Annotated in this window: 11 protein-coding genes; 4 read left to right on the top strand and 7 right to left on the bottom strand. The window is 68.7% G+C overall.

The genetic code is table 11. The features are described from left to right. Positions 1-47: 47 nt before the first annotated feature. The 6 genes from PQB87_RS34605 to PQB87_RS34580 form a co-directional block, all read right to left on the bottom strand. Positions 48-2732, bottom strand: coding sequence for a GH92 family glycosyl hydrolase (locus tag PQB87_RS34605; RefSeq protein ID WP_489244814.1), 2685 nt, complete (start codon positions 2730-2732; stop codon positions 48-50). Positions 2733-3179: 447 nt separating this feature from the next. Then, positions 3180-4367, bottom strand: coding sequence for a beta-propeller fold lactonase family protein (locus PQB87_RS34600; protein WP_059555150.1), 1188 nt, complete (start codon positions 4365-4367; stop codon positions 3180-3182). Between the two features lie 126 nt (positions 4368-4493). Further along, positions 4494-5996: a M81 family metallopeptidase gene (locus PQB87_RS34595; RefSeq protein ID WP_489244812.1), complete on the bottom strand. Its 1503-nt coding sequence runs from the start codon at positions 5994-5996 to the stop codon at positions 4494-4496. Between the two features lie 198 nt (positions 5997-6194). Then, positions 6195-7619 (bottom strand): aldehyde dehydrogenase family protein, encoded by a 1425-nt coding sequence (locus PQB87_RS34590; RefSeq protein WP_489244811.1) that lies wholly within the window; start codon positions 7617-7619, stop codon positions 6195-6197. 36 nt (positions 7620-7655) lie between these two features. Beyond that, positions 7656-9053, bottom strand: a complete 1398-nt coding sequence (locus PQB87_RS34585) for an aspartate aminotransferase family protein (RefSeq protein WP_489244809.1) — start codon at positions 9051-9053, stop codon at positions 7656-7658. Positions 9054-9103: 50 nt separating this feature from the next. After that, positions 9104-10495 carry an APC family permease gene (locus tag PQB87_RS34580; protein ID WP_059620381.1) on the bottom strand — a complete coding sequence of 464 codons (1392 nt, stop codon included), beginning with the start codon at positions 10493-10495 and terminating at the stop codon, positions 9104-9106. A 251-nt stretch (positions 10496-10746) separates the two neighbouring features. Between PQB87_RS34580 and PQB87_RS34575 the strand changes: the two genes are divergently transcribed. Both PQB87_RS34575 and PQB87_RS34570 read left to right on the top strand, forming a co-directional pair. After that, positions 10747-11841, top strand: coding sequence for an AraC family transcriptional regulator (locus PQB87_RS34575; protein ID WP_021160131.1), 1095 nt, complete (start codon positions 10747-10749; stop codon positions 11839-11841). A 329-nt stretch (positions 11842-12170) separates the two neighbouring features. After that, positions 12171-14606 (top strand): PEP-utilizing enzyme, encoded by a 2436-nt coding sequence (locus tag PQB87_RS34570; RefSeq protein WP_489244807.1) that lies wholly within the window; start codon positions 12171-12173, stop codon positions 14604-14606. 34 nt (positions 14607-14640) lie between these two features. Here PQB87_RS34570 and PQB87_RS34565 read toward each other — a convergent pair whose 3' ends face one another. Then, entirely contained in the window at positions 14641-15015 is a 375-nt protein-coding gene (locus PQB87_RS34565) for a S26 family signal peptidase (protein ID WP_059489298.1), read from the bottom strand. 276 nt (positions 15016-15291) lie between these two features. On the opposite strand from PQB87_RS34565, the gene PQB87_RS34560 reads away from it, so the two are divergent. Further along, positions 15292-16272 (top strand): bifunctional helix-turn-helix transcriptional regulator/GNAT family N-acetyltransferase, encoded by a 981-nt coding sequence (locus PQB87_RS34560; protein ID WP_059620379.1) that lies wholly within the window; start codon positions 15292-15294, stop codon positions 16270-16272. A gap of 423 nt (positions 16273-16695) precedes the next feature. Next, positions 16696-16920 (top strand): hypothetical protein, encoded by a 225-nt coding sequence (locus PQB87_RS34555; RefSeq protein WP_021160126.1) that lies wholly within the window; start codon positions 16696-16698, stop codon positions 16918-16920. The last annotated feature ends 83 nt before the right edge of the window (positions 16921-17003 follow it).

The raw sequence follows: 17003 nt of genomic DNA, 5'->3' as shown, positions 1-17003 counted from the left end.
GTCGCGGGCACGCGTGCGGTGCGAGACCATACGCGCGCCGGTCACGTTCACTGCGCGCCGGCCCGGTGCATGCGCATCACCGTCGACGGACTGCCGGCCGTCATCTGCGTATAGTCCGCGTTCGGCCCGGACGGCGGCGTCAGGTTGTCGGCGGCCGCCCATTGCGTCGGCGCCGCCGACAGCGTGTAGCTCATCGTGCCGCCATTGGCGATCTTGCCCAGCGGCAGCCATGAGCCCGCGTAGTCCGCGCCGTTCACCTTCAGCGACTGGATATACGCAAACGACGGGTGCCCCGCACCGTCCATCGCCACCTGCTTGTCGCTTTCGAGCCGCAGCGTCTTGCCGTTGCCGAACCAGACGGTGATCCCGCTGAACTGCGGCGTGGACAGCGCGAGCCCCGCTTCCGAAGGAATCACCGGGAACATGCCGAGTGCCGCCCACACGTACCAGCTCGACGTCGCCCCCATGTCGTCGTTGCCCGGCAGCCCGTCGCGCGCGGTCGTGAACGCCTTCGACATGATGATCGGCAGGATGTACTGCGCACCGCTCGGCTGCCCGGCCCAGTTGTAGCCCCACGGCGACTGGAACGACGGTTCGTTGCCGATGTACAGGCCGGTGGACGATTCGCCGCCGTTCAGGTCGCCGGAGGCCGGCACGGTCGAGAACGGCGTCGTGATCGCAAACAGCGTGTTCAGCCGCGCGACGGCCGCCTGCTTGCCGCCGATCGCGTCGATCAGCGCGCTCCAGTCCTGCGCGAAGGTCCAGAAGTAGTTCGGCTCGGTCGATTCATGGAACGAACCCTGCACGAGCGTCCCCAGCGTGCCCGGCGCCGAGCCGGCCGGCGGCGCATTGCGCGCGGCGATCACCTTGTTCGTGTAGTCGAAGATGTTGCGCCACCACCCGGCCCGCGTGTACAGCGTGCCGATGTTGTCGGGCGTCACGCCGACCGACGGCGCGTTCAGTACGCTGGCGGGCAATGCCTGCAGGAACGCGGCCGCGGAACGGTCGCTCAGCACGCGCTCGATGGTGGCCGAAGACGAGTGACCGTCGTCGCCCTGCGACAGGTAGTGGGCCGTCAGGAAGTTGGCGAGCCCCGCGGCGCTCGTGCGGTCGTTGCATGCGCTCGACGGATCGAACACCGACTGCTTCGTCAGCCGCGCGGCCGACACCAGATCGAAATCGGTCGCGCCGAACCTGTACGCGCCGGCGATCACGTTCAGCGCGTTGTCGCCGGCCATCGGCGTCGAATCGTCGCTGCCGTCGACCCAGTGCGGGAACGCGCCGCACTGAAGCCCGTCGACCACGAGCGACTGCATCATGTCGCTCGTTTCCTTTGGCGCGAGCAGCGCCAGCAACTGCGTCTGCGACCGGTACGTATCCCACAGCGAGAAGCCCGTGTAGTGGTTGCCCGCGCCGCCCTGCGATCCGTCGGTGCGCCGGAATGCGTAGTCGCCGACCCTTGCCGTCGCGCGCTGCGGAACGGTGCCGGTCTGGTCGACCGACGCCGGATAGCCGCCGCTCGCGTTCTTCGGCTGGCGCATGCTGCGGAATTCGCCGTTCGTGTCGCTGTAGAGCGTCGGCGTGCCGAACACGCGATAGAGCGCGGTGTAGAACTTCGTCAGGTTCGCCTTCTGCGTCTCGTTCAGCGATGCGGGCGCGGCGGCCTGGTCGATCTGGATCGTGTTGAGGCGGTCGTTCCACAAGCCGGACGCGTTGTTGCGCGCGTCGTCGAACGCGAGCTTTTCGCCTTCGGCTTTCAGGTTGGCCTGCGCATTCTGGATGCTGACGGACGAGACCCCGACCTTCACGGTGACGGTGCGGTCCGCGTCGGTCAGGTCGAACTGCAACGTCGCCGCACCGTTGCTGACGGTATTCACCGCCGACGTGCCCGCCTGCTTGCGCAGCGGCTTGTCGAAGGTCGCGTAGAAATACACGGGCGCGTTCCACACCGTGCCGTACGGCGTGCAGAACGCCGGCGCGACGGCCTGCCCGCTCATCGACCTGCCGTCGCTCGCGAGCGCCAGCGCGACGTTGCTGGCGGTGACCTTCGTGCTGCCCGAATCGCTGTTGCCGTTCAGCTTCGCGTCGATCGAGAAGAAACCCTTGTCCTTGTCCGTGTACGTGAAGCGCGCGATGCCGGAACGCGCCGTCGCGCTCAGCTCCGTGACGATGCCGTTCGCGAGGCGGACCTTGTAGTACCCGGGTTCGGCCGTTTCATCCGCATAGCTGTACCCGATTCCGGTCGGCCGGCCGCCCGACGCGATCGCCTTCGCCGCATCGGACGGCAGCATCGCGACCGTGCCCTGCCCCGGGCACCCGACACCGCTCAGGTGCGTCACGCTGAAGAAGTCGATCGTGCCGCCCGCCCCGCCCGTCGACAGGTAGCCGCCCGAGCCGTTGAAGTTGTAGCGCGGCGTGTTGGGCCCGAAATTCACCATCCCGAACGGCACCATCGCGCCCGGGCTCACGTTGCCCGCGTAACCCGAGTCCGAGTTGACCTGCGTGCCGATGAGCGGGTTGACGAACCGGGTCAGCTGCATGTTGGTGCGCCTGGGCGGCGCCGGCTGATCGGGCTGCGACGGCCCGGAGGGGTCCGAAGTCGGCGGCACGGTCGACGGCGTGTCTCCCGCGCCGTTGCTGGCCGTCTTAACACCGTTCACGTCGTCGCCGCCGCACGCGGCAAGCGCCGCGCAAGTCAGCGCGGCGACGAGCAAGAGTCGTGGATGTCTCATTTTTTCGTTTAGTACCGTTAATCAAAACGATTGTTCCGGCGCCGTACTCATCCGGCACGCCGCGCGGCTTGCGGCCCCGCGCGGCACATCGATGCCGCGCGGCGTGACGCCGACTGGCCCTCCAGGCGACGTCACGCCGGCTCGTTACATGCGAATACCCCGCGACGATCGTTGCTGACGCAACCGTCGCCTCACCGCCCTGTCTCCGGGAACGTCACATCCTTCCCTGGGGCTTACAGTGCCGTAACGACTGTTTATTCACCACGAGAAGTTTCCCGAATTTTCAGTTTGTTTAACTAAACAATCGAGAGTTAAGCAGCTTCGGGTATGCATTCCCGCCATTTGTTGCGTTGCAACGGCGGCGCACCGGGAGGTGCATTGACGGGCGCCCGGCGAACCCGGGCGCCGCATGAACGTGAAGAACGGGACGAACGGATGCCGTGCGCGTCAGCGCGGCAACGTCCGCAGCGACGACGGTCCGCCCGTCAGCGCGATCCGCTTGCCCGTATCGCGCAGCTTGCCACCTTCCACCGCATAGAACGCCAGTTGCCGCTCGACGTTGAACTGCACGATCACGTGCCGGCTGTCCGCGGTGAACACGATGCCTTGCGCGGCTTCGCCGCCGGGCACCTCGCTCACCTTCACGGCCTGCCCGTTACGGATTTCGAACAGCAGCACCTTGCCGATCTTGTGGCGGCCCGGATTGTCGGCCGTCAGGTTCGAGCCGTCCATCGCCTGCACGGCGATCCACTTCCCGTCCGGCGAAATCGCGACGCCTTCCGGCAGCGACGGCACCGTCAGGTACTGGACCGTGCGGAACGGCACGCGCGACACGTCGATCAGCGCGACCGAATCGGCATCGCCCGCGAGCGTGCCCGTATAACCCGGCAGCCCGGCCAGCCCCACGTTGCTGACGACGGCCCAGCGGTTGTCGCTCGACACGTCGATCGTGTAAGGCGCGACACCCGTGCTCAGGCGCGACCCGCTGTCGGTCACCTTGCCGTCGTCGACGTTCAGCACCGCGATGCCCTGCTCGTCGCGCAGCGACACGAGCGCATGCTTGCCGTCGTGCGTGAAGCTGATCCCGGCCAGCCGCTTCTTGCCGATCTTCAGGCTGCCGTCGAGCGTCACCTGCGTGCCGTCGATGCGAAGGATCGACACGCTGCCGTCGACGTTCGCGACGAGCGCGAGCTTGCCCGAGCGGTCGATCGCGATCCCCTGCGGATGCGTGCCGAGCTCGATGCGCGTGACCGACGGCGGCGCGGCGTCGAGATTCACGACCTGCAGGAACGTGTCGAACACAAGCTGCTTCGCGGCCGTGTCGTAGCGCGTCGGCGCGCCGACAAGCGCGAGCTTCGCGTCGGGCGTGATCGCGACGGCCTGCGGCGGCCCCTGGATGCCGTTCTCGACGTCGACCTGCCGCGCGACCTTCGGCGGGAACGTGCTGGCGTCGAGCAGCGTCAGCGTGTCGGCGGGCGGCGACGCGAGATAGGTGTCGCGGCCCTCGACGCGCTGGTACTTGCCGTCGTTGCCGGACACGATCCAGTCGGCGGCGTGCGCGGCAACGGCCGTCGTGGCAAGGGTCAGCGCGGCGAGCAGGCGCGCGCTGCGCGGGCGGAAAGGATTCGAATGCATGGCGGTCGGTTCTCCGGATCGGTTGCGGATGCAATGGTTGGCTCGACCCTGCTGCTCGACGGGTCAAACCACCGCATGATGCCCGAAAGCCGCCGAATCCGGCGTCCCGCACCCGGTTCGTTTCGGTCAACCCGTCCGTCGCGCGCCGGACGACCACTCGTCGACGTTATCGAGCGGATACACCGGCCGCGCCAGCCGCTCGTAGTGAAACAGCCCGTAGTCCGAGCCCGTCACGCCGCGGCTGTCGCACTCGACCAGCGCGGCCGCGATCGGCACGAACACCGGCCGGCAATACATCCGCGATTTCAGCAGCAGGAAGCGTGCGCGGCGCGGATCGACGCCGACGCTCTCGAACACGCCGAGGTCCCACGGCTCCTGCGTACGCTCGGTGATGACGAGCGTGGCCGCGCCGATATCGAGCACGGCCGTGCGACCCATGTACGCGCGCTGGCCCGTGTAAGTCGGCCCCGTGATCACGTATTCGCCGTCGGTGAGCGCACGCACAATGCCGGTCGCGCGAAACGGCTCGCGCCGCACGCCGCCGTGCGACGGCAGGCGGTTGCCGACCGGCACCGTCACGGTCGCGCCGACGCCCGCGTCGATCAGCGCGGCGACGGCCTGCGGGTCGCACAGCGGCCCGCTGACGATGCCGTCGAGCCCGTGCGCGAGCGCGGCCTCGAGCAGGTCCATCGTGTCGCACGGGCCGCCCGACATGCAGTTGTCGCCGTGATCGAGCATCAGCACGGGGCGATCCGCGTCGCGCGCGAATGCCGCCGCCTGCGCGACCGATTCGGCGAGCGGCGCGCTGCGATAGACGAATTCGTCGCGCGCGCCCCAGATCTGCCGAGCGATGCGCTCGGCCGCCGCGTCGGCCGCGGCGCGGTCGCCGTCGGCCACCACCACGACGCTGATGCACGGCGCCGGAATGTCCGCAAGCGAGAAACCCGGCAGCACCGATACCGCGAGCATCCCGTCGGCCTCGGCCGCGCGCGCGGCCTCCACCGCGCGCTTCATCGCGCCTTCCGCGCTCGCGCTGCGCAACGTCGACGTCATCAGCGGCGGCTGCCGCCATGCGAGCACGGGCCACGCTCGACCGTGGAGACGATCGAGCAGCACGCGCGCCGCATGCTCGCCCGTCTCGTACATGTCGACGTGCGGATAGGTCTTGAAACTGACGATCACGTCCGCGTGATCGACCATCTTCTGCGTGACGTTCGCGTGCAGGTCGAGCGCGACCGCGATCGGCGCATCGGGCAGCGCCGCGCGCACGCGTTCGAGCAGGTCGCCCTCGCCGTCCGCGCTCTGCTCGGCGACCATCGCACCGTGCAGGTCGAGCATCACGGCATCGCAACCCGGCGCGGCCGCGACGATCGCATCGCAGATCGCCGCATACGCGTCGGCCGCGACCGGCCCGCTCGGGTTCGCGGCCGCCGATACGGGCGTGACGATCCCGGCGCCTTCACGCTCGGCCGCGTCGAGGAACGCGGCCATTGCGGTGCGCATCCCGCGATTCGCGCGATACGCATCATCGCCCCAGTCGGGGCCGTTGCGGCCGAACGCGGCGAGCGGCGTCGGCACCGGCGAGAACGTGTTCGTCTCGTGGTTCATCCGGGCGATCAGGATCTTCATCGTGTACTGCCCTTCGCGTTCGCGGCCGTATCGCGTCGGCCCGCTGCCGTCTCCTTCACCCGCATCGTCGAACTCCCCTCAATCGATGAAACGATGAAACGACGCGGCACGCGCAGCGTGCCGTCGCCGGAATCGCGCCGCCGCCCGCCGGCTCGCTCGTCGCTTGTCGTCGCGAACCGGGGCAGGGGCGCGCGTCGCTCAAGCGTACCCCGTCGTGCCCTTCGTCTCCAGATATTCGACGAGGCCGAACTCCGCATACTCGCGTCCGTTGCCCGAGCGCTTGTAGCCGCCGAACGGCGCGGCCGGGTTCCACGCCGGATAGTTGATGTGCACGTTGCCGACCCGCAGCCGTGCCGCGACCCGGCGCGCGCGCTCGAGGTCCTTCGTCTGCACGTATGCCGCAAGCCCGTAGACCGAATCGTTCGCGAGCGCGATCGCCTCGTCCTCGGTGCGGTAGGTCAGGATTGACAGCACCGGCCCGAAGATCTCCTCGCGCGCGATCCTCATGCCCGGCGTGACGCTGGAGAACACCGTCGGCTTCACGTAGAAGCCGTCGCCGAGCCCGTCGGGCCGACCGGGGCCACCGGCGACGAGCGTCGCGCCTTCGTCGATCCCGCACTGGATCAGCTGCTGGATGCGATCGAACTGCGTGCGGCTGACGACCGGCCCGATGCCCGTTTCCGTCGAACGCGGATCGCCGACGACGGTGCGCGCCGCCTCGTTGCGCGCCGCGGCCTCGGCTGCGGCAAGGTGGTCGACATGCACGAACATCCGCGTCGGCGCGTTGCACGACTGCCCGCTGTTGCTGAAGCAACTGCGCGCACCGCGCGTGACCGCATCCTCGATGTCGGCATCGGGCAGGATCAGGTTCGGGCTCTTGCTGCCGAGTTCCTGGTGCACGCGCTTCACGGTATCGGCGGCCGCCTTCGCGACCTCGACACCCGCGCGCGTCGAACCGGTGAACGACACCATGTCGACGTCCGGATGCCGCGACAGCGCGTCGCCCACTTCGTGCCCGTAACCGTGCACGAGGTTGAACACGCCCGGCGGCACGCCGGCTTCGTGCAGGATCTCCGCGAACAGGATCGCGCTGAACGGCGCGATCTCGCTCGGCTTGAGCACCATCGTGCAGCCGGCCGCGAGCGCCGGCGCGACCTTGCACACGATCTGGTTGATCGGCCAGTTCCATGGCGTGATCAGCGCGCACACGCCGATCGGCTCGTGCGACACCAGCAGCGAATCGGTCTGCGTGCTGAAGCGGAACGCCTGCAGCGCGCGGATCGTCTGCTCGAGGTGCGCGGTGCCGACCGCCGCCTGCATCGCGCGCGCGAATGCGATCGGTGCGCCCATCTCCTGGCTGATCGTCCGCGCGACCTCCTCGTAGCGGCGCTGGTAGATCTCGAGCACGCGCCGCAGCAGCGCGACGCGCTCGCCCACCGGCCAGCGCGAATACGTGTCGAAGGCCTGCCGGGCCGCGCCCACCGCACGGTCGACGTCGGCCGCGCCGCCGATCCTGAGCTGCGCATACGGCCGCGCCGTGCTCGGGTCGATCACGTCGATCGCCTTCGCATCGGCCGGGTCGAGCCACTGGCCGTCGATATAGGACTGTTGTGACGTTCGCATCGAATGCTCCTGTGGTGACGGGTGCCAGTGTCGCGCTCAGCGCGTCGCGCGCGCGAAGGTGTCGACGAGAATGTCGCGGATCTGCGCGACGAACCACACGATTTCGTCGCGCGACATCACGAGCGGCGGCGAGAACTGCACGATCGGCGTGCCTTCGTGATCGACGCCCGCGCGGCACAGCAGCCCCGCGTCGAAGATCGCGGGCGCGAGCAGCGTCGACACGAACGCCTGCGCGCTGATGCCGGCCGCCCAGCGGCGCGCGGCCTTGTCGGTCACGAGTTCGAGCGAGTAGTGGTAACCGTCGCCGCGCACGTCGCCGACGCACGGCAGTTCGAGCAGGCCGTCGAGGGTCTGGCGGAACACCGCTTCGTTGCGTCGGACGTTCTCGAGCACGCCTTCGCGCTTCATGATCGCGAGGTTCGCGAGCGCGGCCGTGCACGCAACCGGATGGCCGCCGTATGTCGCGCCGTGCAGGAACATCTGCTGCGGGCCGTCGAGGATTGTTTCCACGACCGCGTCGCTCGCGATCACGCCGCCGAGCGGCACGTAGCCCGACGCGATGCCCTTCGCGAACGTGATGACGTCCGGCTTCAGCCCGTAGCGCGCGGAGCCGAAATATTCGCCGAGCCGGCCGAACCCGCAGATCACTTCGTCGGCGACGAGCAGCACGCCGTGCCGGTCGCAGATGTCGCGCAGCCCGGCCGTGTAGCCGGCCGGCGGCGTCAGGCTGCCGCCCGCGTTCTGCAGCGGCTCGACGACGATCGCGGCGACGGTATCCGGGCCTTCCTGCACGATCAGCGACTCGATCTCGTCGAGCAGATGGCGCGTGAACTGCGCTTCCGTCTCGCCCGCCGGGCGGCCGTAGCGTTTCGTGTTGCCCACGTGGCGCACGCCCGACATCAGCGGCTCGAAATGCTTGCGGAAGTTCGTCATCCCGTTCAGCGCGAGCGCGCCGAACGACGTGCCGTGATACGCGACGCGCCGCGCGATGAACTTGCGCCGCTGCGGCTCGCCGCGCGACTGGTGATACTGGCGCACCAGCTTGATCGCCGCTTCGTTCGACTCCGAGCCGCTCGACGTGAAGAACACGCGGTTCAGCCCGTCCGGCGCGAGCGTCGCGAGCTTGTGCGCGAGCGTGATCGCCGGCTCGTGGCCGACACCCCAGTTGGTGGCGAACGGCAGCCGCACCATCTGCTCGCGGATCGCGTCGCCGATTTCCGCGCCGTGGCTGTAGCCGACCTGCACGCAGTACAGCCCGGCCAGCGCATCGAAGTAGCGCTTGCCGTGGCGGTCGACGAGCCAGCAGCCTTCGCCGCGGTCGAACACGGTCAGCGCGTGGTCGCGATACGCATCGGCGTGCGTGAAATGCATCAGCAGGTGGCGCTTGCCGAGCGCCTGCAGGTCCGCATCGAGATTGACGTCAACAGCGTTCATGGTTCACTCCTCCTTCAGGGTTTCAGGTCCGGCGCGGCGCGCCCGGTCATTCAATTCATCGACAGCGTCGGCGCCGGGCGCGTGAAGCCGCGCGTCAGCCATGCGAGCTGGCAGAGCCCGAGCACGAGCCAGCCGATGCCGACGTAGAACGTCTGGCGCGACAGCCCCGACCAGAGCCACACGTTCATCGCGAAGCCGAGCGCCGGCATCACGCCGAACGTGATCCAGCCCGCGAAGCGGCGATGCTCGGCGCGGCACAGATAACTGCGCATCACGCACAGGTTCACGACCGCGAACGCGACGAGCGCGCCGAAGCTGATCATCGTCGACGCGAGATCGAGCGTGACGAACAGCGCGGACAGCGACACGACGCCGACCGCGAGCGTCGCGCGCACCGGCGTGCGCAGCCGCGCATGCAGGTGGCCGAATACGCGTTCGGGCAGCACCCGGTCGCGGCCCATCGCGAACAGCACGCGCGTCACGCTCGCCTGCCCGGCCATCGCGCTCGCGAAACAGCCGGCCACGTACACGGCGACGAAGAACGCCGACAGCGTGCCGCCGCCGATGCGCCGCATCAGCTCGAGGCTGGCCGAATCGAGATCCTTGAATGCGTGCCAGTCGGGAAACACCACCTGCCCGACATACGCGATCAGCATGAACAGCACGCCGCTCGCCAGCGTGCAGAGCAGGATCGCGCGCGGCACCGTGCGCTTCGGCTCGCGCGTTTCCTCCGACAGGGTGGTGACCGCGTCGAAGCCGAGGAACGACAGGCACAGGATCGCGGATCCGGCGAAGATCGCGCGCGCATCGCCCGACGACGGCAACGCGACGGCCATCGACAGCCCCTCGCCTGCCGCGACCCGCGCCGATGCGATGACGAAGATCGCGATGAACACGAGCTGGCTCGCGATGAGGATCAGGTTCACGCGATTGACGAGGCGGATGCCGACGATGTTCAGCCCGGTGATCAGCGCGATGCTCCCGACGATCCACACGCTGGCCGGCACCATCGGAAAAATCTGCTTCATGTAGATGCCGATCGCGAGGTAGCTGATCATCGGGATGAACAGGTAGTCCATCAGCAGCGCCCAGCCGACCATGAAGCCGGCCGACGTGCCGAAATTGCGGCTCGCGAACGTATAGGCGGACCCGGCGCTCGGCATCAGCCGCGCCATGTGGCCATAGCTGCGCGCGGTGAACAGCATCGCGACCAGCGTGACCGCATACGCGGCCGTCAGGTGCCCGTTCGTCTCGCTCGTGACGAGCCCGTAGGTCGTGAACACCGTCATCGGCAGCATGTACGCGAGGCCGAAGATCACCAGCGTCGCGAGGCCGAGCAGGTGCGGCTTGCGGCGTTCGTCCGCGTCGCCGCGAAACGCGTGCGCTGCGAAGTCCTGCGTCGCGGCGGCCGATGCGTATCGACCGGGGCTGTCGTTGTCCATGCTGTCCTCACGTAGGTGGCGTTCACGGCTTCAACACTCGTGCGCCCGGCACGGCCGGCGGCGCACGACTGGAAGAAAGTGTGGTGCGCCAAAAATTCCGCCACGAATGAGAAATGCGGACGTAATCAGGGGATATTTCCGGACACCCCGCCGCGTATCGCGCCGGCGCGTCATGCATGGTGCTGTGCCGCACTGGCGTTTTGCGGACATTCCGGCTATGTTCTACGCGACCCAGTCGCCCCGTCAGCACCATGGACACTCGATCTCATCGAAACCAGAGCCGGGCCGAGCGCAGCCTGCGTTCGTCGCTCGGCCTCGCACGCCCGGCCGGACGCCAGGAGGACATTCCCGCCACCGTCCACGCGATCGCGGTCGCGCTGGACGAGTGCCGCGTGCGGCATATCGACGGTGCCGCGCTGCTCGAAGGCACGGGGCTCGGCGCGGACGAAGTCGCGTCGCCGAACCTGCACGTGAATCGCGGCCAGGAGCAGCGCTGCTTCCACAACCTGCTGCAGCGCAGCGGCGTGCCGTCGATCGGGCTGTCGATCGGCGCGCGGCTGCACGTATCGACACTCGGCCTCGCCGGCTACGCGATGCTGATCAGCGGCTCCGTGATGCAGGCATTCCGGTGCATGAGCCAGTTTCCGCTGTTCATGGGCCTGTATTTCGACGTGCGTATCGATGCGCATGCGGACGGCATGAGCGTGACCATCAGCCGCTACAACGGCGAGCCCGATCTCGAGGTGTTCCAGGTCGACATGTGCCTGTCGAGCCTGCGCCTGATCGTGTCCGACCTCGTCGGCAAGCCGGTCTGGCCCGCGCAGGTACAGCTCGCGCGCCGCACGCCGCGCAACGCGGCCGACTACACGCGCCACTTCGGCTGCAAGGTCGCGTTCAATGCCGGTGACAACCGGCTCGTGTTCACGTCCGTGAACGGCACCGAGATGCCGCTGCTCGCGAACGAAGTCAGCTTCAATGCGCTGCACGGCCAGTGCGAGGCGCTCGAACGACAGTGGGCCGCGTCGGTCGGCACGCGTTTCGCCGATCGCGCGAAGGAGCTGATGGCGCGCGACCTCGCGCGTTTCAAGTCGATGACGTCGCTCGCGAACGCGCTGCACCTCACGGAGCGCACTCTGCGCCGTCGGCTCGACAAGGACGGCCTCACGTTCCAGTCGCTGCTCGACGACGTGCGCCGCGACGAGGCGGTGCGGATGCTCGACGATCCGGAGCTGACGGTCGCGGCCATTGCGGAACGTCTCGGCTACAGCGAGCCGCGCAGCTTCCGCCATGCGTATCGACGCTGGACCGGGCACCCGCCGCGCGCCGGCGCCGAGTCCGACACGTAACGCGCCATGGGCGCGCGGTCGAAAGGCCCGGCGTACAAGCCTTCGCGCCGACCGGCCACGAGCCGGATTCATCGACGGCATCGGTCATTCCCGCACACGCAATGCATCACCTGCGTCTGCATGAGGTCGCGTTCGAGATGGCGGTTATCGCCCGGGCCGACTCAAGTAGAATGCGCGCAACCATCAAGCCGAGCGGGGCCACGCTTCCATTCCACTCGCACCGGCGCAACGCGAACAAGACGACACGAAACTGCGCAGCGGCATCCGCGGGCCGCGCCGCCCCATCCGGGCGCGCGCCACCGCGACGATCGCCCGCCGACGAAGCCTCCATGAGCAAACCGATCCTGTACCTCCTCGCCGGCAACGGCAGTGCGGCCGACTGGTGGGACGACACGCTGCCCCACTTCCGCCATTACCGGCCCGTGCCGCTGGAACTGCCGGGCTTCGGCGACAACCCCGCGCCGCCCTGCGAGGATCTCGCCGCGTATGCTCAAGCGCTGCTGGACGCAACCGAACCGGGCCACGCGATCATGGCGGTCGGCGTGAATGCGCTGCTGGTGCTGCATGCGTTGCAACGGCGCCCCGGCCACTTCGGCCGCAGCGTGCTGCTCGCGCCCGTCGGTGCATTTCTGTGGGAACGGCGCCTGCCGAAACTGATGGCGCCGAAGCCGCTGCGCAAGACCATTCACTGGCTGCTCGCGCACTACCCGGCGCTGTTCGCCCGCAAGTTCTCGAACCTGACCTGGACACGCGCGCAGTACCGCCGCATGGGCGCCGGCTACGCGCGCTGCCGCGCGTTCCTGCCGCACTGGGATCTCGTGCGCGCCGATACCGCGCTGCCGCTGCTCGAGTGGGTCACCGATCGCATCGAACTCGTGTGGGGCGATCAGGACGCCGTGCTCGGCGTGCGCCAGGCCGCCGCATGGTCGGCCATCCTCGCGCGCGCCGACCTCACCGTCACGCTGCAGGCCGGCTGGGGACACTATCCGTGGATCGACGCGCCGGCGGCGTTCGCGCAGTGGCTCGAAGCGGGCGACGCCGGCTTCGTCGCGCACACCAAGGGCGGGCGCCTGGCGCTGGCGACGATGGCCGGCCTGCCCGTGCCGCCCGCGCTGTCGCTGACCCGCGCCGACGACCCGCGCCTGCCCGGCTTTCTCGCGAGCCAGCCCGACGCCGAGTGGGCGATCCGCTCGTCGAGCCATGGCGAAGACCAGGCCGATGCGGCCAACGCGGGCCTGCACACCACGTTCCTGCGCGTACCGGCCTCGCAGGCAGCCGCGCGCGTGGCCGAGCTGCTCGACGGCGGCCTCGAGGAAACGGTCGTGCAACGCTTCATCACGCCCGTGCTGTCGGGCATCGCGTTCGTGCGGCATCTCGCGGTCGAAGTCGAATGGGTGGAAGGCCACCTCGAATCGCTCGCCGACGGCCAGGCCAGCCCGCAACGCGCGATCCTGTCGCGGCTGGGCGAGCCCTGGCAACGCGGCACGTTCCCGGGCGCGCACGGCCTGGGCGCGACGCAACTGTGGACCTTCCTGCAACGCGTGCTGCGCGCGTTCCACTACGTGCCGGGCGATGTCGAATGGGCGTGGGACGGCACGCAGCTGTGGCTGCTGCAATACCGCCCGATCAGCAGCTACGGCTGGCACCGGCACCTGACCGCCGCGAACATCGCCGAGATCCTGCCGCCGCAGCCCAGCCGGCTGGTCGAGTACGCACAACGGCGTGCGGCCGGCAGCATCCCGGCCATCATGGCGCGCTGGGATGCGCGCGTATTGCAGGACAACGAACCATTCACCGCGCTCTACGGCGGCGCGTCGTACATCAACAGCGACCTGTTCCTCGCCCGTCTCGCCGACTGGGGCGTATCGGCCGGCAACTACAGCGGCGAGATCGGCGGCGCGACCCCGCCGCTGCGCTGGCGCCCGCTGCGGCTGCTGCGTTCGCTGCCGGTGTTCTGGCGCATGCTGCGCGCCGCACGCGGGCATCTGCCGACGCTCGAACGCGGTCTGCAGCGCTTCGACCGGGAACTCGCGACGCTTGTCGAGCAACGCGCCGACGGCCGGCAGCTGGCTGACTGGTTCACGCGCTTCTACGTGTTCGTCGTGCAGGGCAACCTGTGCATCGCGTCATCGCTGGCCAGCAGCGGCGGCGCACTGTGGGGCCGTCCGCCGACCGCGTATGGCCAGCTCGAGAACAGCCCGCATCGCCTGCCGTGGGAAACCGATCCGGGCACCGCACGGCCCGCGCCCGCCGATCTGCCGTTGCAGGCGTTTCCCGACTGGCCGCTGCCCGTCCGCGTACTCCACGCGCTCGGCGCGCCCGGCATGCGCGGCTGGTATCTGCAGGTGCGCGAGTGGTATCGCGACAACCTGATGCGCGTGTTCTTCCGCCTGCATCACGCGATGCCGGCCGCCGACCGCGACGCATGGTTCGCGCCCCATCCCGATCGCCGCGAACGCAACGGCAGCTTCTGGCAGGACGGCAGCGAAGGCACCGACGAGGCGGCCGGCTTCATGATCTATCCGGGCCACACGCAAGGCGTGCTCGGCCGCGACATCCTGCTGGAAGACACGCTCGACCCGGGCCGGCACGCGCAGTACCAGGCCGCACGTGCGGTGATCGCGCGCATGGGCGGCCGGCTGTCGCACGGCGCGACGCTGCTGCGCGAACTGCGCAAGCCGTCGGCCGTGCTGCCGCGCGTCGACGCGGCGTGGATCGGGCGCGAGGTGCGGCTCAGCGACGGCCGGCTGACGCTGGTCGACTAGGCGCGACGCGGTTGCCGCGGGCCCGGGCGCGTACTCAGCGCACCGGCGTGCGGAGTTTCCCGTCGACCTTCAACGTACGCCGGTCGTGCGCGGCTTCGTATTCGACCGTCTGCGCCGGTGTGACGGCGCCGTAGGAACGGCCGTTCACGTAGACGATGCCGTCCCGCAGCTCGATCCGGTCGCCGTTGACCGTCGCGGTGGCCCGTTCGCCCTGCAGCACCGCGCCCGAGCAACCGGCGGTCGAAAAGCTGCGCACCGACGTGCCCGGCATCGCGGCGATCCCGCCCTGATCCGCCGCATGCGCCGCGCTGCAGGGCGGCGCATCCATGCTGCCGGCCGCGTGAACGGCACCGGCACCGATCCCGCATCCGGCAAGCAACGCAATCGTCATCGGCTTCAGATTGTTCATGGTGGGCTCCGTTGTCCGCCGCCGCGGATCGATGACCGGCCGACACCCGTGCTCGCATGACGGGGCGTCCGGATGCATCGAGTATGCGTCCGGTTCGCGGCACTCCGCCATCCGCGCCAATACCACTCACCGCCCGCCCATCCGTCCCCGTGATCCGCGCCGACGCCGGCCCCGCAAGCACCGCTCGGCACGACGCGTCCCGATGAAAATCCGCCTTGATCAAGTTGCGACCCGCAACTATTATTGATTGCGATCCGCAACCTTTCCGGGCTGACCATGGACCTCATCGACGCTCCCGCCAAGCCTCGCGAAGCAACCATCCTCGAGCTTCGCGACTTCTCCCGCAAACTGGTTCGCGAGCTCGGCTTCATGCGCGCGACGCTGGCCGACAGCGACTGGGCGCCTTCGGCGGTTCACGCGATCCTCGAGATCGGGATGGCGCCCGGCATCAACGCCCGCGATCTGGGCAACATCCTGCGGCTGGACAAGTCGAACACGAGCCGGCAACTCGCGCGGCTCGAGGCGGCCGGCATCGTCGAACGGCGCGTGTCGAGCGACGATGCGCGCGCGACCGAGCTGTACCTGACCGCCGACGGCAAGAAGCTCCAGAAAAGAATCGACGCGTTCGCGACGGATCAGGTGTCGAATGCGCTGCGCCGCATGGTGCCGGCGGATCAACAGGCGCTGCTGCGCTCGCTCGCGCTGTATGCCGATGCGCTCGCGCAGGACAACGCCGCCAGGGCAAGCGCCGCGACACCCGATGCGCCATCGATCCGCGAAGGCTACCAGCCGGGCTGCATCGGCGATATCGCGGGCCTTCACGCGCGCTTCTACTCGGAACACTGGGGATTCGGCGCCTTTTTCGAAAAGCGGGTGGCGACCGAGCTGGCCGAGTTCGCCGGTGCGCTGCCGGCCGACGGCAAGGCGCTCTGGCTGTGCCAGGAAGACGGACGCACGCTCGCGTCGCTCGCGATCGACGGCGACCCGGCAACGGGCGTCGCGCACCTGCGATGGTTCATCGTGAACGATGCGTTGCGCGGCTCGGGCATCGGGCGCCGGCTCATGACGGAAGCCATGCGCTTCGTCGACGCGCAGCGGTTTCGCGAAACCTATCTGTGGACGTTCAAGGGCCTCGATTCGGCACGCCACCTGTACGAGTCGTTCGGCTTCACGCTGACGAGCGAATCCGCGGGCACGCATTGGGGCACCGAGGTGGTCGAGCAGCGCTTCAGCCGGCCGGGGCCATCCGGCGGCTGAGGGTCGATGGGCCGTCTGCGCCGCGACGCCCTTCATGGTTTCTCGACTGCCGTTGCGACTGCCTTTGCGACGACCGTTCCGGCGCGATTCGCGCTGCAGGCCGTCGAATATTCTCATCACTTGACCCGCGTCATGGCCGCTCGAGCCGCGTCGCGTGCGCGGTTCATCCGTTATCGCGATCACGCCGAACGCCTGCATCGGCCTGCGAATCACTAGGGAAAATCCTGAGACATCCTTACAGCGATTTCCCTGATGATTCACGGAAGCGTCATGTTTCGGCGATCCAGCGGTCCGCCAAGCTTTCAGTTTGCGTCTCGAACCCGATGACGCATCGCGGCAAATTCGATGACCGCGGCCTGAAACGGCAGTCGCTGGCGAATCGTCAGGTGTTCAATACTTTCAACAACCCGGTCGAGAGTAAACGTGAGATTCCGTGGCCCGCTGGTGCGGTGGAGACGAGGCGATGCGCGAAACCTGCGCGCCGCGATCGCGTCCACCGACGACCGTGGTGACGGCTGGCAAAGTCCTCGCCTGCATCTGTCGATCTACACCATCCTGTCCTGCCGCTCCGTTCGCCGCCACAACGCCGTCGCCGCACGTGCGTACGTCGCGATCCATACCGACGACGTGGCCTCGCTGCTGCCTTAGCGCTTCCCCCCTTTCCCTGTATCCGTTCGACCTGCCCGCCGTGTCGCCCGACCGGTGACGGAATCCGCTCGCGCTTCGTTTCC

Source organism: Burkholderia sp. KL41, assembly GCF_057005415.2.
Note: the sequence above shows the minus strand (reverse complement) of the source record. Positions and strands in the feature narration are given on the sequence as shown.